19 protein-coding genes are annotated in these 17,191 nt (G+C 65.9%); 12 read left to right on the top strand and 7 right to left on the bottom strand.

Annotation, left to right across the window (positions count from 1 at the left end):
• Window positions 1-20 precede the first annotated feature (20 nt).
• Window positions 21-1,229, bottom strand: a complete 1,209-nt coding sequence (locus tag V5A53_RS06155; protein WP_332312701.1) for a potassium channel family protein — start codon at window positions 1,227-1,229, stop codon at window positions 21-23.
• Between the two features lie 110 nt (window positions 1,230-1,339).
• On the opposite strand from V5A53_RS06155, the gene V5A53_RS06150 reads away from it, so the two are divergent.
• Window positions 1,340-2,095 (top strand): PHP domain-containing protein, encoded by a 756-nt coding sequence (locus V5A53_RS06150; protein WP_332312700.1) that lies wholly within the window; start codon window positions 1,340-1,342, stop codon window positions 2,093-2,095.
• Window positions 2,096-2,122: 27 nt separating this feature from the next.
• On the opposite strand, the gene V5A53_RS06145 is transcribed toward V5A53_RS06150, so the two are convergent.
• Window positions 2,123-3,118, bottom strand: a complete 996-nt coding sequence (locus tag V5A53_RS06145; RefSeq protein ID WP_332312699.1) for an ornithine cyclodeaminase family protein — start codon at window positions 3,116-3,118, stop codon at window positions 2,123-2,125.
• 133 nt (window positions 3,119-3,251) lie between these two features.
• Here V5A53_RS06145 and V5A53_RS06140 point away from each other — a divergent pair, with 133 nt between their 5' ends.
• The 3 genes from V5A53_RS06140 to V5A53_RS06130 are packed head-to-tail and all read left to right on the top strand — an operon-like array spanning window position 3,252 to window position 6,203.
• Complete coding sequence (locus V5A53_RS06140) at window positions 3,252-4,019, top strand: hypothetical protein (RefSeq protein WP_332312698.1); 768 nt, start codon at window positions 3,252-3,254, stop codon at window positions 4,017-4,019.
• Window positions 4,020-4,066: 47 nt separating this feature from the next.
• On the top strand, window positions 4,067-5,182 hold the full coding sequence (locus V5A53_RS06135) for a 60S ribosomal export protein NMD3 (protein ID WP_332312697.1): 1,116 nt from the start codon (window positions 4,067-4,069) through the stop codon (window positions 5,180-5,182).
• 1 nt (window position 5,183) lies between these two features.
• Window positions 5,184-6,203: a class I SAM-dependent methyltransferase gene (locus tag V5A53_RS06130; protein ID WP_332312696.1), complete on the top strand. Its 1,020-nt coding sequence runs from the start codon at window positions 5,184-5,186 to the stop codon at window positions 6,201-6,203.
• A gap of 31 nt (window positions 6,204-6,234) precedes the next feature.
• Here V5A53_RS06130 and V5A53_RS06125 read toward each other — a convergent pair whose 3' ends face one another.
• Window positions 6,235-6,879, bottom strand: coding sequence for an FkbM family methyltransferase (locus V5A53_RS06125; protein WP_332312695.1), 645 nt, complete (start codon window positions 6,877-6,879; stop codon window positions 6,235-6,237).
• Between the two features lie 108 nt (window positions 6,880-6,987).
• Between V5A53_RS06125 and V5A53_RS06120 the strand changes: the two genes are divergently transcribed.
• Window positions 6,988-8,217: a metal-dependent hydrolase family protein gene (locus tag V5A53_RS06120; protein ID WP_332312694.1), complete on the top strand. Its 1,230-nt coding sequence runs from the start codon at window positions 6,988-6,990 to the stop codon at window positions 8,215-8,217.
• 147 nt (window positions 8,218-8,364) lie between these two features.
• Here the strand turns inward: V5A53_RS06120 and V5A53_RS06115 are convergent, their stop codons facing one another.
• On the bottom strand, window positions 8,365-10,116 hold the full coding sequence (locus tag V5A53_RS06115) for an ATP-dependent DNA helicase (RefSeq protein ID WP_332312693.1): 1,752 nt from the start codon (window positions 10,114-10,116) through the stop codon (window positions 8,365-8,367).
• A 138-nt stretch (window positions 10,117-10,254) separates the two neighbouring features.
• Here V5A53_RS06115 and V5A53_RS06110 point away from each other — a divergent pair, with 138 nt between their 5' ends.
• The 4 genes from V5A53_RS06110 to V5A53_RS06095 all read left to right on the top strand — a co-directional run bounded on the left by V5A53_RS06110 (window position 10,255) and on the right by V5A53_RS06095 (window position 11,281).
• Window positions 10,255-10,509, top strand: a complete 255-nt coding sequence (locus tag V5A53_RS06110) for a hypothetical protein (RefSeq protein WP_332312692.1) — start codon at window positions 10,255-10,257, stop codon at window positions 10,507-10,509.
• Complete coding sequence (locus V5A53_RS06105; protein ID WP_332312691.1) at window positions 10,506-10,649, top strand: hypothetical protein; 144 nt, start codon at window positions 10,506-10,508, stop codon at window positions 10,647-10,649. The genes V5A53_RS06110 and V5A53_RS06105 overlap by 4 nt, the downstream gene beginning before the upstream one ends.
• Window positions 10,646-10,978 carry a hypothetical protein gene (locus tag V5A53_RS06100; protein ID WP_332312690.1) on the top strand — a complete coding sequence of 111 codons (333 nt, stop codon included), beginning with the start codon at window positions 10,646-10,648 and terminating at the stop codon, window positions 10,976-10,978. The genes V5A53_RS06105 and V5A53_RS06100 overlap by 4 nt, the downstream gene beginning before the upstream one ends.
• A gap of 165 nt (window positions 10,979-11,143) precedes the next feature.
• Window positions 11,144-11,281 (top strand): hypothetical protein, encoded by a 138-nt coding sequence (locus tag V5A53_RS06095; RefSeq protein ID WP_332312689.1) that lies wholly within the window; start codon window positions 11,144-11,146, stop codon window positions 11,279-11,281.
• 6 nt (window positions 11,282-11,287) lie between these two features.
• Here the strand turns inward: V5A53_RS06095 and V5A53_RS06090 are convergent, their stop codons facing one another.
• Window positions 11,288-12,520 (bottom strand): DUF7405 family protein, encoded by a 1,233-nt coding sequence (locus tag V5A53_RS06090; protein WP_332312688.1) that lies wholly within the window; start codon window positions 12,518-12,520, stop codon window positions 11,288-11,290.
• Between the two features lie 269 nt (window positions 12,521-12,789).
• Between V5A53_RS06090 and V5A53_RS06085 the strand changes: the two genes are divergently transcribed.
• Entirely contained in the window at window positions 12,790-13,062 is a 273-nt protein-coding gene (locus tag V5A53_RS06085) for a hypothetical protein (RefSeq protein ID WP_332312687.1), read from the top strand.
• A complete protein-coding gene (locus tag V5A53_RS06080) occupies window positions 13,055-13,276 on the top strand; it encodes a hypothetical protein (RefSeq protein ID WP_332312686.1) in 222 nt (73 codons plus the stop codon). Before V5A53_RS06085 ends, V5A53_RS06080 begins: the two co-directional genes overlap by 8 nt.
• On the opposite strand, the gene V5A53_RS06075 is transcribed toward V5A53_RS06080, so the two are convergent.
• Both V5A53_RS06075 and V5A53_RS06070 read right to left on the bottom strand, forming a co-directional pair.
• The gene (locus tag V5A53_RS06075; RefSeq protein WP_332312685.1) at window positions 13,269-13,916 is read right to left on the bottom strand and encodes a TorD/DmsD family molecular chaperone; all 648 of its coding nucleotides are present in this window, start codon (window positions 13,914-13,916) and stop codon (window positions 13,269-13,271) included. The two genes, V5A53_RS06080 and V5A53_RS06075, sit on opposite strands and share 8 nt — an antisense overlap.
• Window positions 13,916-16,060: a 4Fe-4S dicluster domain-containing protein gene (locus V5A53_RS06070; protein WP_332312684.1), complete on the bottom strand. Its 2,145-nt coding sequence runs from the start codon at window positions 16,058-16,060 to the stop codon at window positions 13,916-13,918. Before V5A53_RS06070 ends, V5A53_RS06075 begins: the two co-directional genes overlap by 1 nt.
• A 199-nt stretch (window positions 16,061-16,259) precedes the next feature.
• On the opposite strand from V5A53_RS06070, the gene V5A53_RS06065 reads away from it, so the two are divergent.
• Window positions 16,260-17,191, top strand: a 932-nt coding sequence (locus V5A53_RS06065; RefSeq protein ID WP_332312683.1) for a molybdopterin-dependent oxidoreductase, incomplete at its 3' end; no start/stop codon positions are given.

Genomic DNA, 17,191 nt, shown 5'->3' with positions numbered 1-17,191 from the left:
GGGCGAAAGCGGCGGGAGAATCAGGCCTGGGCCAGCGATTCGAACTCGTCGGCGGAGGTGCGGGTCCCCTTGGCGATGAGCACGTCGCCGGCCTGCAGGGTCAGGTCGGCGTCCGAAGCGATGATCCAGCCTTCCTCGGGACGACGCACCGCGATGACGCTCATGCTGAGTTCCGTCTCGGGAACGCCCGCCTCGATCTCGGTGCCTTCGAGGGCGCTTCCGGCCTCGATCTCGCTTCGAGTGATGATCTCGTCGGACTCCTGGACGGCGAGTTCGACGACCGGATGGATATCCAGCCCTCGGAGGACCCCCTCGCTGATCTCGAGGGCGGCATCGCTTATCATCTCGGTGCTGACACCGAGGTAGATGAGGCCGCGCAGGGAGACGGGGTCGTCGGCGTCGGCGGCGGCGCCGAGAAGCCACGCCTCGAACCGCGAACGAAGCGCGTCGACCTCGACTTCGAGGTTCCGGACCTCCTCGGCGAGTTCGGCGTTCTCGAAGAGGATGCTCCCGTAGGCCAGATCGACCGCCAGCTCCGAGAGGTTCTTCATCAGGATGATGGAGTCGACCGCGCGTTCGAGGTCGTCGACCTCCGAATCCGGCGGTTCCGGCGACTCGTAGGCCTCGTCGGCCGCCGTCTCGTAGACGTCGGCCAGCGCCTCCTCGGGACCGCGCATCAACATCACGTCGTCGGCCTCGATGGTCGTCTCGGGGCCGGGATTGAGGATCCACTCCTCGCCGCGACGGATACCGATGACGCGAACGCCCGTCTCGCTTTCGAGGTTGATATCGAGGAGGGTTCGGCCGGCGTACGGCGAGTCGGCCGTGACCTCGCCGCGGACCAGCGCCTCGACGGCCTCGGGGAGGGCCGCCCGCATCGCCTCCGGCAGGCCGATGTCTTCGAGGACGATCTTGGCGATATCGGCGGCGGCGTCGCTGATGTGGTCTGCTCCCGCAGCGATACCTAACACGGGCGCCAGCGTCTCCACCTCGCTGGGGTTGCGGGCGGCCATCATGAGGCTCATCCGCGCGCGCATCTGGAGGACGTCCATCTTCTCTTCGAGCGTCAGCACCTCGCGAGCGAGAGCGTCGCTCTGGTGGAGGACCGCCGAGTACGCGAGGTCGATGAGTAACTCGGAGGTGTCCTTCATCTCGATCAGGAGCTCCTTGACGCTGATCGGCTCGTAATCAACCGACCGCGAGACGGAACTCCCTTCGAACCCGACCATGTGCTCTCCTTCCGAAGGAGGCGATAAAAAGCCTTGTTCCGCCAGCCACCGCCGATCTCGGTCCGAATCGGCGCGCGTCTTTTACGTTCCCGGCCCGAACCTACAGGCCAATGAGACGGCCGAGTACCCTCGAGGTGGATCTCCACGTCCACAGCGAGGCGTCGTACGACGGGCACGAACCCGTCGATCTGATCCTCGAACACGCTGCCGACATCGATCTCGACGCCGTAGTCATCACCGACCACGACACCATCGGGGCCTCCGTCGAGGCCGCCGACAAAGCCGCCGACTACGGCCTCGTCGGCGTTCCCGGCGTCGAGATATCGACCGCGGAGGGCCACCTCCTCGGCATCGGCATCGAGGACATGCCCGCGCCGGGCCGGCCGATGGCCGAAACCGTCGAGGCGGTCCGTGAACTGGGTGGTGCCGCCGTCGTTCCCCATCCCTTCCAGCGCACCCGCCACGGCGTTCGCAAGCGTCGCCTCAAGCGCGTCGACCCCGACGCCATCGAGACGTACAACGCGTGGCTCTTCACCGGCTATCGCAACCGCCGCGCCCGGCGCTACGCCAGCAAATACGGCTACCCCGCCGTCGGCGGCAGCGACGCCCACTCGCTTCTGACGGTCGGCCGCGCCTACACCGAACTCACCGTCGATAAACCCATCTCCGAGATCGATAGCGACGACATCGTCAGCGCGATTACCAACGGCGATACCGGCGTCCGAGGCCAGCGTGCACCCATCAAGCGCGCGGCCGGCCACTACGCCAAAGCCGCCGCCCGCAAGACCGCGTGGGGCGTTCGGACCGCCCTCGAAAAGAGCGTCTGGGGAGCCAAACGTACCGGCTCGGTCGTCATGTCCCGATAAGGTGCCGCCAGAAGCGTCGGGGCCGTCCTACCGGACCCGCGTGTCGACGAGGTCGAAGGCCGTACCGTTGTTCTGTTCGTTCGCGCGCTCGTAGACGACGTGAGCGGTCGCCACGTCCTGGATCGCGAGGCCGGTCGAATCGAAGACGGTGACGCCGTCGTCGGGGGTCCGCCCCGCTTTCCCGCCGGCGACGATCTCGCCCAACTCGCCGTAGAGGTCCTCGTCGTCGAGGAGGCCACGACTCCACGGGATGTTGATCTCTCCGGAGTGGGTACACTGCTCGTAGTCGTCGATGACGAGTTTGGCGTTGGTAACGATCTCCTCGTCGAGTTCGTTCTTGCCGGGGGCGTCGGCGCCCATCGCGTTGATGTGGGTGTGCTCGCCCACGTCGGCGGCGTCGACGATGGGGGATTCGACGGGCGTGACCGTCGAGAGGACGTCACACTGTGCGGCCTCGGCGATGGAGCCGCCGCGGACGTCGAACTCGTCGTCGAAGCGGTCGATGAACCGCTGGACGGCCTCCTCCCGTTTGTCGGCGACGACGACCGTCTCGATGTCCCGCACCACACTGATGGCCTCCAGTTGCGTGTAGGACTGGACGCCGGCGCCGACGATGCCGAGCGAATCGGCGTCGGCGACCGCGAGGTGGTCGGTCGCGACCGCTGCCGCAGCGCCCGTCCGTTTGCGCGTCAGCGTCGTCCCGTCCATGATCGACAGCGGGAAGGCGTTTCTCGGGTCCGAGTAGATCATCGTCCCCAGCACCGTCGGCAGGTCGTACTCGCCGGGGTTGTCCGTGTGGACGTTGACCCACTTGATGCCCGCGGCGTCCCAGTCGCCGGCGTCCATGTAGGCCGGCATCGACCGGAAGTCACCGTTGTACTCCGGCAGGTCGATGTACGATTTGGCCGGCATCTGCACGTTGCCGTGCTCGTAGGCCTCGAACGCCTCCTCGACCGCGACGATTACCTCCTCCATCCGGGCGTTGTCGCCCACGTCTTCTCGATTTAATAACAGGGTCTCCATGTGGCAAATTTTGCGCGGGCCCCTACTTAGGTTCATCTACTTTCGTGGTCGGTACGTCCGGAAACCGACGGTCAGTGAAACGGCTGTTTGACTCTACACAAAGCCGACTACATTGCCAGTCCTTGGTTCGTATATGCCACGAACGCTCGACAGACGCACCCTGCTTGCCGGGCTCGGGGCCGTCGTCATCGGCGGCTGTACCGAATCGAGCCTGCCGGACGGCCTCGGTGGGAACGACACCGAGACGGAGCCCGACCTCCCCGAGGAATGTCCGGTGACACAGGACCTCGACGTCGAGTGGCCCGAGTCGTTCGACGCCGAAACCGCCGAGTCGTTCGTCGAAGCCTACGAGAACGTCTACTACCGGGAGGTCGTCGTCGAGTACGAACCGGAGACGCGGCTGGATTCCTACGACCTGGGGGTCCACTCGGAGGGTGTCCAGAGCGCGGGCGACGGCTACGAGGTCAAGGTCTCGGGCAACGGCGGCATCTATCGGCCGGACCTGCTGTTCGACGCCCACCGCGAGGACGACCCTGCGGACGCCGAGCGTGTGGCCGCAAGCGAGATCGGCGACGAGTGGCTCCGGAACCTGCTGGAGACGGCTGCTACCGAGGGCGAGGCCGCTGCCCAGGTTCGTCACGGCCCCGACGTCGACCGGTACATCGACCTGCTCGACTCCCACTTCGAGAGCTACGACCCCCACGAGAGCCGCGGGGATTCGAGAACGCTCTACTTCAGTGTCGACGGCACGCCTGTCGAAGTCGATGTGACGGCGTCGACGTTGCACGGCGACTACTGGTGGTCCGCGACCTACTACGTCGACGAACACGTCGTCTACCGGGCCGAGGAGGAGCGGCCGCCGAAGGACGGCGAACTGCTGGAGTGCCGCGAATCGACCTGACGCCCAGGGCGCGCCGTTTAAAAGGCTCCATCGGCTACCCTTCGGCAATGAGTTCCGGTTCGCGCTCCGAGGAGTTCTGTCCGCGCTGCGGTGACGCCATCGAACGGCCCCCAGAGGTCGACCTCCCGACGGGACCGCGCGACCCGGACGCCGTGTTGTGCGACGACTGTTACTTCGAGGATTTCGACCTCGTCGATGCCCCCGAACGCATCGAGGTTCGGGTCTGTAGCCAGTGCGGTGCGCTCCACCGCGGCAACCGCTGGATCGACGTGGGCGCCCGCGACTACACCGACATCGCAATCGAGGAGACCGCCGAACGGCTCGCGGTACACGTCGACGCCCACGACGTCGACTGGGGCGTCGAGCCCGAACAGATCGACCAGAACACCATCCGGATGCACGCCGTTTTCACCGGCATCATCCGCGACACGCCGCTCCAGGAGGAGGTCACGGTTCCCGTCTACATCGCCAGAGAGACCTGTGACCGCTGTGGCCGTATCGCGGGCGACTACTACGCCTCCACTGTGCAGGTCCGCGGGACCGAGCGCACGCCGAGTAGCGAAGAACAGGACCGCGCCATCGAGATCGCCGAGGAGTTCGTCGCCAACCGCGAGGAAGACGGCGACCGCGAGGCGTTCATCACCGAGACCACGGAGATGAAAGACGGCGTGAACATGAAGGTCTCGACGAACAAACTCGGTCAGACCATCGCCGAGCGCATCGTTCGCGAGTTGGGCGGCACCGTCTCCGAGGCCCCCACGCTCGTCACCGAGGACAGCGACGGAAACGAGGTCTATCGCGTCACCTTCACCGCCCGTCTGCCGCCCTACACGCCCGGCGACGTCATCGACCTCGAGGACGGCGACGGCCCCGTCCTCGTCACGAGCGCCCACGGGAACCTCAAGGGCACGCGCCTCGAAAGCGGCGACCGCTACGAGGCCGACTTCGAGGAGGGCATCGCCCCCGACGCCCGGAAGATCGGCACCCGCGAGGACGCCGAAGAGACGACCGTCGTCGCCATCGAGGACGCTCACGCCGTACAGGTACTCGACCCAGAGACCTACGAGTCCAAGACGATCCCGCGCCCCGACTACATGGACGCAGACGCCGACGAGGTACCGGTGCTCAAACACCGCAAGGGCCTCCATATCCTTCCCGAATAGCGTGTCCGATCTCGCCGCACTCGTTTCGAAACCCCGCACGCAGGAGGCCATCGACGCCCTTCGCGCGGAGGGCGTCTACGACCCGACCAGAAGCGTCGACGCCTACGACGACGAACGGGTGGCGATTCCCGTCATCGAAGCGCCCACGGAGACCGCGGTCGACGAGACGAGCGAGATCGACCTACCGACCCGCGAGCGCGGCCTCGAAGACGTCCTTGCGGCACGTGGCGCCAGCGAGCGAACCATCGCAGCTGCGCCCTCCTCGTGGGCCGTCGTCGGGAGCATCGTGCTGGCGGATTTCGGCGACGTCTCCGCGGAGGCGACGCTCGATGCCGACCAGCGCGAAACCGTCGGCGAGGCCCTCCTTGAACTCCACGGCAACGCCGATACCGTCCTCGCCCGTGGCGGCGTCTCGGGGACGCGACGCGAACCCTCCCCGGAGGTGGTCGCGGGCACGGGCGAAACGGAGACGATCCACGTCGAACACGGGACGAAGTACGCGGTCGATTTCTCGCGAGTGATGTTCTCGCCGGGTAACAAGGCCGAACGCGCACGCATGGGCGAGGCCGTCGTCGAGGGCGAGCGGGTCTTCGACATGTTCGCCGGCATCGGCTACTTCACGCTCCCGATGGCGCGGGCCGGCGCCGAGGTGACCGCGGCCGAGATCAACCCCGAGTCCTACCGTCTCCTCGTCGAGAACGCGCGGTTGAACGACGTCACCGACCGTATCGAGGCAATTCTCGGCGATTGCCGTGACGTCGAAACGACCGCCGACCGGGTCGTGATGGGCTTTTACGACGCACACGAATACCTATATTCGGCGCTGGACGCGCTCGTGTCGGGCGGCACGCTCCATCTGCACGAAGCGACGCCGGAACCGCTGTTTCCGGAGCGGCCTATCGACCGACTGAAGGCAGCCGCCAGCGAGGCGGGCCGGTCCGTCGACGTGATGGGAACGCGCGTTGTGAAAAGCCACAGCGAAGGTGTCGTTCATGGCGTCATCGACGCCTGCCTCGACTAAGCCCGGAGTCGACCGCCCGGCGACCGACAGGTCAGGTTGGTCCTTTTCGTTCGTCTCGCAGTGCGGTGATGACGGGCAGGTCGTCGTCCATGCCGGCGGTTCCTTCGTCGACGACGTCGTATCCCAGCCGGTCGAGTTCCGCCTTTACCTCGTCGCCGGGACAGCCGATATGCGGGTGGCCCTCGACGATGATGACGCGCGGACGGAAATCGAGTACTCGCAGGACGGCCAGTTCCGCACCCTCACAATCGAGTTCGAGTACGTCACACGCCGGAACCGCCTCCGGCGGCAGGCGGTCGCCGTCGGCCGGGCCGAAATACTTCGCGTTGGCCTCACGGACCGGACCGATCGCGGCGTGTTCGACCGACGCCACGTCGGTGACGCCGTTGACCGTGAGGGCGTGGCGAATCGTGTCGACCATCTCGGAACTCGGTTCGAAGGCCGTGACCTCGCCCTCGAAGTGCGTCATCCGGGCGGCAACGACGGTCGAGGCGCCCCAGCCGCCGCCGACCACGACCACGCTGTCGCCGCGTCGGACGTGGCGCCGAAGCGACCGTATCGACGCCCGTTCGTGGTTCGGATAGTAATCCTGCTCTTCTTCCGGTGGTACGCTCGGGACGGCAACGCCGTTCAGCACGCGCGTTCGAACGGTCGGTTCCTTGGTCGCATCGACCATATCGCGTGGATGTCGACCAACGCAATAACGTTGCTGTCCGTGTGGGAGACCATCACTCGGAACGGCCCGCCGACAAGTGCTTTGTGTGGTGCACCCGCATGGCGTGGTATGTACGTCGACTGCGGCACGCTCGTGGACGGCACCGGCCGGGCGATAGAGGACGCTCGTTTCACCGTCGAGAACGGACGCGTAGACGAGGTCGGCCCTCGGGAGGACGTCCCCGAGGCCGGCGAGCACGTCGACCTGAGCGACCGGGTCGTCACCCCCGGATTCATCGACGCCCACGTCCACCTGCAGGGCCTGCGGACGATGGCGCCCGAGACGTGGCTCCACGAGTCCGACACCGCGTGTGCGGCCCGGGCGACGACCGACTGCCGACGGCTGCTTTCGGCCGGCTTCACCTCGGTCCGTGACCTCGGGAGTTCGGTCGCGCTCGGCGTTCGGGAGGCCGTCGACGAGGGCGAGGTACTTGGCCCGCGGATCTACACCAGCGGCCGCTCTATCTCCCAGACCGGCGGCCACGGCGACGCCCATTTCCTGCCCTACGACATCGCCCGAGAACACGGTCTCGGTGTCTCGGAGTTGGCCGACGGCCCGGACGAATGTCGCAAGACCGCCCGCAAGCGCCTCCGCGACGGCGCCGACTGTATCAAGATCATGACGACCGGCGGCGTCCTCTCGGAGAAGGACGCCCCGGACCAACAGCAGTACACCGACGCCGAGATCCGCGCCTTCACCGAGGAAGCCGAACGGGTCGGGATTCCCGTCGCCAGCCACGCCCAGGGTACCGAGGGCGTCATCGCCGCGCTCGAAAACGGCGTCGACACAATCGAACACGGCTTCTACCTCGACGAGGAGGCCATCGACCTCTTGTTGGAGACCGACGCGACCTTCGTCCCGACGCTCGCCATCGCCTACCGCCTCGTCGAGGAAGGTGCGGACCACGGCGTGCCCGAATACGGCCTGCGAAAGGCCCGCGAGGCCTTCGAGGCCCACGTCGAGTCCGTCGAGCGCGCCCACGAAGCGGGGGTGCCCATCGCCGCCGGCACCGACTTCCTCGGCCCCGAACTCATCCCCCACGGCGACAACGCCCTCGAGATGGAACTGCTGGTCGAGGAGATCGGCCTCTCGCCGCTGGAGGCCATCGAAGCCGCGACCGGCGGCTCGGGACGAACGGTCCCCGAGGACGTGGGGACGATCACGCCGGGCGCACACGCCGACTTCCTCGCGCTGGGCAGCGACCCCCGAAACGGTATCGGGGCGGTACGCGACGTCGAGGCGGTCTACAAGGGTGGAAAACGGGTCGACGAGGCCGTTTCGGGCGCCGACGGCGCCTGACACGACGAGAGACTTATACGACGGCGGGAGTAACCGCTCTGTATGCAAATCGGTGATGTGGAACTCGACCGGCAGAAAATCATGGCCCTGCTGTTCGCCTTCCTGATGATCATGTGGATGGTCGCGGCCGCGGCCACCGTCCTCTGATCACTCGTCTCCCCAGACGTCGGATAGCGGGTGGTCGTCCAGAGAGCCGGAGCGACGGCCGCTTTTGGACGCCGACTGCGTCCGCGAGGCCGTCGTTCCGGTCGTCGACCCGTTCGTACTCTTCGCGACGCCCTGTGGGTCGAACGGCGGCAGGTCCGGCTCGGACATCCGGTCGACCTGTGCTTCGAACCAGTCGGGCATGTCATGGCGCGCACGCTCGAAGAGGTCTAAAAGCGAGGAATCGGCCAGATACGTCGCCCCGTAATCGTCCGGCGAGCGAACGACCCGGCCGCAGGCCTGAATGACCGTCCGCAGCGCGGTCCGGTAATACCAGCCCCACTGGCCGTCTTCGAGCCGTTGGGCGACCCGCGAGTCGTTCGTGTTCGGATACGGCGCCTTGCAGAGGACCTGCCACCGACAGAGGTCGTCCTTCAGGTCCAGCGCCTCCTCCATCTTCACCGAGACGAAGACGTCGGGGTCCTCGGAGCGCTTCCACCCCGATAGCGCGGCGTCACGCGTCTCCGTGTCGTGGGCGCGCACCCGCTCGGAGACGCCGAAATCGTCCAGCAACTCGTAGAGGCGGTCGGCGATGTCGTAGGAGTGGGCGTGGATCAGTCCCTTCTCGTCGGGGTGTTCCCGCATCAGGCGGACGATGGTCCGGGCGACCTTCGGCAGGGTGTCGTCGCGATGCTCGTAGGTCATCTTCCCCCGTGTCACGTCGTAGAGCGGCCGGTTCTCGACGGGGAAGGTATGCGGTACGTCGACCAACGCGACGTTGTCCGGATCCAGTCCCGCGCTCCGGCAGAAGGCATCCTTGTTGAGGATTGTCGCCGACAACAGGGCGAACCTGGTGCCGCGGTCCCAGACGGTGTGATGCAGGTATCGCGCGGGGTCCAGCGGCTTGACCGAGATCGCCCGGTTGCGGCCCTGGTCGGCGACCCACGTCGTCGGACTGTCGGGGTCCCGCAGGTCCTCGAGGAACCAGCCCAGGTCCCGGACCAGTTCGGCCAACTGGTCGCGCTCCTCGGCCTCGTCGGGCGTGAGTTCGACCTTGCCGCGCAGTTCCTCCTGTCGGCGCGAACAGACCGTCGTCAGCCGTTCGGCGTACTCCTCGACGTCTCGCAGATCGTCGATCTCCGGCGGTTCGCACGAATCCCACACCGGAATCTCGGCCGGCGAAAGGTCGATGGTCGCGTACATCTCGGCCCACTCGGCGAGGCCGTGGGCCTCGTCGATGACGACCACGTCCCGCGTGCCGAAGACGTCGCTGCCGGCGGTCTGCATGAAGTAGGCCAGCGTCATCGCCGCGATCTCGCGGTTCGAGGCGATAGACCGGTCCGAGAAGTACGGACACCGGTGCTTGACGGGACAGTTGAACCCCCGCTCGCGGGCGCAGGGTGCCTGATTCACCGACGTCGAGGTCTCGCCCGGCAGGATACACGAGTAGTTGGCCTTCCCGCGGATGACGCTCAGGTCTTCGAGCAGTTCGTCGCCCTCGACGTCGTCGAGTTGGGAGACCTGCGGCGTCGTGTAGTAGGCGCCGACAGGCTTGGCGGCCTCGCCTGACCCGGCGTGCCGTGCGCAACCGGCGATAGCGCGGGCAAGGAGGGACTTGCCGCTGCCGGTCGGCGCGCGCACTAACACGACGTCGTTGCCGGCCTCGAAGGCGGCGCGGATGTCGCTGAGAGCCTGCTCCTGTGCGCCCCGAAAGGAGGGTGCCGGGAACTCATCGACGATACGCGACGGGTCCACAGCGAACCGAACGCCGTCGCCGACCTAAAGTCCTCCTCTCGAAGACCGTGATGGCGGCCGGACCGATCGCCGACGCCGTTCGAGACGTGGAGTACATTTTTGACCCTCCCCGTCCCAACTGCAATGTGGGTAGTTAACATGGGAGTCAGAACTGCGTTCCAACAGGCGCGGTGGATAACGATCGCGGCCCTCGCAGTCGCCATCTGGGCGGTCGTCACCTGGTTCGAGGTCCTCGAACTGATCGACTGGGCGTCGATGGACTACATCGGCCGGTCGGCCGTCAGCGGGGTCATCGGACTCATCGTCCTCGGGGCGCTCATCATGCTGTTGGTCGCTATGTTCGGCGAACTGGGTGAAGAAGAGCCCTCGCCCGAGAGTTGGCCACCGGAATGACGTACTTCGAGTGTACCGAATGCGGGCAGATGGGGAACTTCGCGAGGATGGAGCGGTCGGAGCTCCGCCAGCGGTGTCCGTCCTGCGATGAGGAGACCGTCTGGGAAACCGCCTTCGAGGCCGAGGAGGGAACGTTTTGATATCCTTCGAGGTCAGCGACCGCCTCTCGGAGGCCGCCGAGGAGTGGGCCGAAGCCCGGCTCGAGGAGCACGACGAGGCGATCGAAACCAAGGTCGAACAGGCCCTCCTGGAGGTCGAGCACCTCGTCTCCGGCGCCCACGAGGTCGACTTCGAGGTCGACGGCCGGACCGTCGACCTCGAACCGACCGACGCGTTGGCGGAGTTTCTCCAACAGCAGGCGGCGGAGAAGGGTATCGACGAGTCGGAGGTACTCGCCCTCTACGTCGACCTGTTCGCACGCGTGTTCCTCGACGACGAGGAACGGCCGTCCAACGCACCGCCGACCTGATACGGATCGCCGCGATTCGGGGGTCGAGTGTTTGTTTTATAAGTGGGGCGTGGCGACCCGGGCGGTGCCCGTGCCCGATTTATAAGAGGGCGACTACTCGACCCCCCAAACAGCATCCGACGGGTCCACACAAACCTTAATACTACGTCTCCAGTATGTGGCAGTATGTCACACAAGGATAGCGAATGGCGCCCCGAGGGGGCGACCGAGACGTTCAATGGGTTCGAAGTCTGGGACCACGGCGTCTGGCCGAACGAACTCCACACCGGAGAGGTCGACGGCGACGTCTTCTTGGAAGACTAACACTTTCTACGGCGAGAACGCCGGAAACACGCGATTTTCTCGCGGGGGAACGTAGAAATTCGCCCGTGATTCGACGTCGATGAAGTTCAACAGCCCGTTGTTCTTCCTGTCGGTCACCTGATCGTGCTCGTTCCGGAGGAACCACCCATTCATGGCTTTCCGCGTCGCCGCGAAGTCGTCGAGCGACGCCTGTAGCGACAGGAAGTGAACGCCCGCTCTGTCGCCGTCGGTCGTGTTGAAGTCCCGCCTGAGGATGACCGGCTGTCCGTCTTCGCGTGCTCGGGCGACCTTCTCGTGGTGGCCGACCACGCCGAACTCCTCGGCGTGCTCGAAGGCCTGGTCGAGAAACGGCACGTCGTCGGTGAACGATTCGATGTCCTCCGGGGAGAAATCCGGCGAGAACATCCGGTCGACCCGCCCGCTATCGTCCATGTCCCACCAGGCGTCGAGCGATTCGGTGAGATGTGAGAGATGCATCGTCGTTCCGCCGTCGAACCGGCCGTCCTCGAAGCGTTCGCTGTCGATGGTGACGCGGTCCTCACTCGGCTGTGTCCCCTGACGCATCGACATGAATCCGGTGAACATCGGCGCATCGCGGGGGATGTCGTCCGGGACGCCCTCGGCGCCCGCGTGTTCGGCGGGGAGGCCCTCGCCGTGGAACCCGGTTCGACGAGCGGCGATCGAGAACACGTCGTCGAGTCTCGCCTCTAGCTCCCGGCCTTCGAGGGGTTCGGACTCCGAGAACAGCGCCGTCTCGGTGCGGACGAGGTGCGACGGGACGTCGGAGGCGAGTACGAGCGCGGCGTCGTACGACAGGAGGTCCGGGTCGTCCGTCCGTGAGAGGACTTCCGGGTGCCGAATCGGCGAGGCCTCCAACTCCCCGATCCGTTCGAAGTAGCGGGTCCCCCATGCCAGCGTGTGCAGGAGTCCCTCGGCGGACCACTCGTAGGTGGCCTCCAGTTCGCGCATCGCCGTCTCGATGGTGTCGGCGGCGTCGACGGAGGGTTCGACGTCCAGATCGAGCAGAAGGACGCGATGGTGGCGCGGTAAGTGCCGATTGCCGTGGGCGTCGGTGTGGAGGACGGCGTCCCACGCGTGCTGCCGGGCGGGGACCTCGTGGGGGTTCGGCGGCAGCGAGACCGCGTTCCCCTGCTCTCGAGAAAGTAGCGTGGAACACCCCGGTATCGCCGCGAGTCCGACGGCGGCTATCCGCCCGAGCAGCCCGCGTCGCGAGGTCATGTAACGGTGTATGTCTGAACGGCCAAAAACGTTTCTCAGGGTTTTTGGCCGAGGATTTCACCGTCTGCTGTGGCTCGATGTGACGGCGAGGCGTGAGGTTCCACAAGGGTTTAGAACGACGACTCGCAACTAGGGTTGTGACAAGTGGTATCGTACACCTCGGAACTACTCCCGAAACGTCGATGACATCGTTGGCTATCCTCGGTCTCGGATTCGTTGCCCTCGCCGTCGTCACGTACGACGCGTACAGACAACACTGGTCCTGAACTATGGCCGTCGAAACGAAGACAACGACCGATTCCGACCTGACCCGAGCGCTCGGCTACGTCCGTGCCGCGGTCTACGTAGTTGCGAGTCTGATCGCCATCTCGCTTCTCCTCGTCGGCACCGTCGCCGTCATCGCCGGACTGAAAGGAACGTGGCACTGGTCCATCCACCTCGAATCGACGATCCGGTACATGGCGACGCTGGTGCAGTACCTGCTCGCCCTGCTGGTACCGCTTTTCGGGGTGCTCGTCGTCGGCCGGTGGTACGATGGCTGACCGCCTCGGCACCGCGGTGCTGGCCTCGGCCGTCGGGTCGCTGCTCGCGGTGGTCGTCGGTATCGGCCTCGTCTCGCTGTTCGCCGAGTGGCGCGGGGTCTGGAGCAGTTACTTCCTGATGGAGCGGACGATAGACGCCGGCGCGCCCGTGGTGGCCGCACTCGGCGTCCTCGCGTTGCTGTCGGGCTTTTTCGTCGTCTACGGGGCTAACTAGGGACCTGCTGGGCGACGAGTTCGTCCTCGAACTCGACGAGGCCGACGAACACCTCCGAAGCGGCCAGAAAGAGGTTCGCTTCGGCTTCCCTCATGTCGAATTCCTCCTGAACCGTCTCGAGGAACTCCTCGTTCCACCGCCCGAGGTGTTCGTCGAGGAAGACCCGCTCGAATCCGAAGGCGGCCTCCTCTCCGCGCCGCTGGCGGTCGACGAGATCCCGGAGGAACGCGAGTTCGACGGCGAGGTGGTCGTTCTCCTCGGGGTAGTCCTCGTGGGGCTTCCAGCCGGCCGCCGAGTAGTCCGCCTCCAGTTCCGCGAGCCCCTCGCCGATGAACTCGGTGTCCTCCCGATAGTAGGTCTCGTGGGGAAGCGCCGGCGGTCGCGGCCCCACGAACAGCCGGGTGTACTCCGTCCGGAGTTCGTCGGCGATGTCCTCGACCGACCGCGACCGGTTGGCTTCGATGAACGCCTCGAGCCGCTCGAAGCCGCGGTCCATCGGGTCGTTGATCTCTCCGTCCGGGACGGTCACCTCGTCGGAGAACAGCCGTCCGAGGAACTCCTCGCTGGGGGCGTCGTAGAACACCTCGATGAGGAAGTCGATCACTTCCAGCCGTGCCTCGTAGATCTGGGTTTCGTCCATCAGTTTTCACCTCGTTCGAACAGCAGGTGCGTCCGACAGTCGCCACAGTACTCGAAGACCGAATGCGGCGACTCCGGTGCGATACCTTCGACCGCGTTGCCGACCTCCCCGCGGACCTTGTCGACGGTCCCGGCGGAGGCGAAGGGCTTCCCGCAGCGAACGCACTCCTGCATCTCGCCCTCGTAGACGCGGGACCACGCCGCCCCGAGTTCGCCCGGCACGCCGTCTGTCGGCCCCTCGCGGTTCTCCGGAAGGAGCGACAGGTCGAGTCCGTCCTGCATCGTGATGGCCGTCTCCGGACACCCCTCCTCACAGAGGCCGCAGTTGACACAGCGTTCGTGATTGAACAGCAGGTCGCCCTCGTTCGTCCGCTGGATGGCGTCGGTCGGACACAGGTTCGTACAGGTCGGCGTGAGGTTGCAGGCATCCGAGACGTCCATCCAGCCGAAGTCCTTCAGCCCGCGGATGACCTCCCGGTCGGGATCGACGTGTTCGAGGAGCGTTCGAACGGACTCCAGCGTCCACGCGTGGGAGGCGAAGGCCGGGCGGTCGATGTCGCCTTCGATGGTTCCCTCCGCCTCGTGTTCGCCGGCGGGAACCGGCGATTCGTCGAGTCCGTCGACGAACGTCTCCAACTCCGTACAGAACCCCTCCGGGTCGGACCCTGGAGCGAGGAACGTCACGCGTTCACCGACACCGAGGTCGGTACAGGCCCGGTTCAGGCGCTCGACGAGTTCGGCCTTCGGGTCGGGCCCGGAGTGGAGACACGACTCCCCACAGCCGACGACCGCGACGCCGTCGGCGCCGGCGGCCAGCGCGTGCATGACGTGGGCCTCCCCGACCGTGTCGGTGCAGTTGACCTTCACGGGGAGGACCGGCGGATAGGAGACGTCCTCCTCGATGGCCGCCCGGCGGCCGTACTCGCGCAGTCGGTCGGCGGCCTGCTCCGAGCAGACGAAGGCGACGACCGGTTGGTCGATACCGCTCGACCCCCGATTGAACAGCCAGCCGCCATCGTCGTTCTCCGCATTCAGCAGGGCTTCGACTTCGCGAGCGATGCGTCGGTTCGAGGGCTCTCGGAGCTGCGTGGCCCCGGTGGGACACGCCGAGGTGCAGGCGCCGCAGTTCTGACAGGCCACCTCGTCGAACTCGACGGAATCGACCGACGGACGACCCACCGCGTCGTGGGGACAGGCGTCCGTGCAGGCGGTACAGCCCTCTTGGGAGGATTCACCGGCGGCACAGACGTCCATCTCGAGGTCGAGAAATGCGGGTTTCTCGATGCCGCCGAGTTGGGACTCGACGGCCGCTATCGTGGCCGCGTCGACGTGCGTATAGTAGCCCACGCGCCCGCCTCGGGTATCTTGCTCTGCGTCGGGGTAGATGACCTGGTCGGCGGCGATGCGGCGGGTCGTCCCGTCCATGTCGATGGCGTCGGTCGGGCACACCTCGGTCCACTCGCCGTCGGGGGCATCGGCCGGTATCTGGACGGGGCGTGCGGTGACGCTGTCGGGGCCTTCCCGAACGCACTCCATGCAGTCGATGCAGGCTTCGGTGACCCGCGATTCGAGGGTGAGTTCGAACTCGCCGAACCGGCCGTCGACGTCGACGACCTCCCCGCGAGCGATGTCGACGTCATCGAGGTCGGCGTCGACGTTCGCGAACTCGCGGCCGTCGGCGACGAGCGTCACGTCCGCCGACTCGGCGAGGGCGGCCGCCGTCTCGGGGTCGCCAACGACGGCGACCGAGTCGCCGGCCTCGCGGGAGACCGTTCTGGAGACGGCTTCCTCCTCGAGGCCCGCGTATGTCGCGTTGAGCAGGCGGGCGGTCTTGTCGGTCGCGGCCTCCCTATCGTGGACCCACGCTGACCCCTCGCGGTGGTCGACGAACGCCGCCGCATCCGGGTGGAGCCCTTTCCGGTCGACCAACTCGCGGAAGGTCCGCCGACACCGGTCGTCGGATGCCGTCACGATGAGTTGGTCGAGGTCGTACTCGTCGATGACGTGGTCGACGCCGTCGAGGCCGCCCTCGCAGAGCAACTCCGAGGATGCCACGACGTCGACGTCTCGAACGCCCTCCCGAACCTCCTCGAGGTCGAGCCCACAGGTACCGCCACAACCGCAGACGAATGCCCCTACGTTCATCGACTATGCCCAATGCTACCATGAATATAGGCTTTGCGACGGTCAGGCCGACGAGAAAATTTCAATTGATAAACTAGTCAAGCAGGTTCTATCGACACTTTAAAAATCCGTTCACTGACGGCCCCGTATTTAATATGGGATGATTTCTAATGTGCTAGGGAATCGCAGTCAAACAACGACGCAATACGGAAAAAATGGCATGAGCACGGAACCAGTCTCCCTCGACCTCGACCGTCGGTCGTTCATGAAGGCGAGCGCGCTGACAGGTGCGGTCGCACTCGGTGGCGGTACCGCGGGGCAGGTACTCGCCCAAAGCGACGACGAGGTCGATGGACAGGATACGGACGGGGAGTTGACAAAGACTATCTGTAATTACTGTTCTGTCGGGTGTGGGTTCCATGGCGAGCGAAAGGGCGACTCGTTCGTAGGCATGGAACCGTGGGAAGAGCACCCGATAAACAACGGGTCGCTCTGCTCGAAGGGAGCAGGCATCTACGAGACCGAGCACTCCGAAAAACGTCTCAAACACCCGATGATTCGGGAGGATGGGGAGTGGCAGAAGCTCTCGTGGGACACGGCCTACGACCGCCTCGGGACCGACATCCGGGCCCTGTGGCCCGATTCGGACGTGTCGCCGAGCGATGCGGTCGACGTCGACGAAGAACACAGCCGCGAGAGCGTGATGATCCTCGGGAGTGCCCACCACTCCAACGAGGAGTCCTACGCCATCCGAAAGCTCGCGGCGTTCATGGGGACGAACAACGTCGACCACCAGGCACGCATCTGTCACTCGACGACGGTTGCGGGGCTGGCGAACACGTGGGGCTACGGTGCGATGACCAACACCGTCCCCGACTACCGCAACTTCGGGCTGAACATAATCGTCGGGCAGAACCCCGCCGAGGCCCACCCCATCGCGATGCAGCACATCCTCGAAGGGCAGAAACGCGGCGGGGACATACTCGTTCTCGACCCGCGCTTTACCAAGACCGCGGCCCACGCCGACGAGTTCGTCCGATTCCGGCCCGGGACCGACGTGGCGCTGATGATGGGCGTCATCAAGGAACTCCGCGACGAGTACGGGCTGGCGATGGACCCCGACGCCGACGACTCGGGGCAGAACATGCTCAC

It is taken from the genome of Natronomonas sp., assembly GCF_036625485.1.
Lineage (GTDB): Archaea > Halobacteriota > Halobacteria > Halobacteriales > Haloarculaceae > Natronomonas.
The sequence above is the reverse complement of the archived record's forward strand: the minus strand, read 5'-3'. Positions and strand labels throughout refer to the sequence as shown.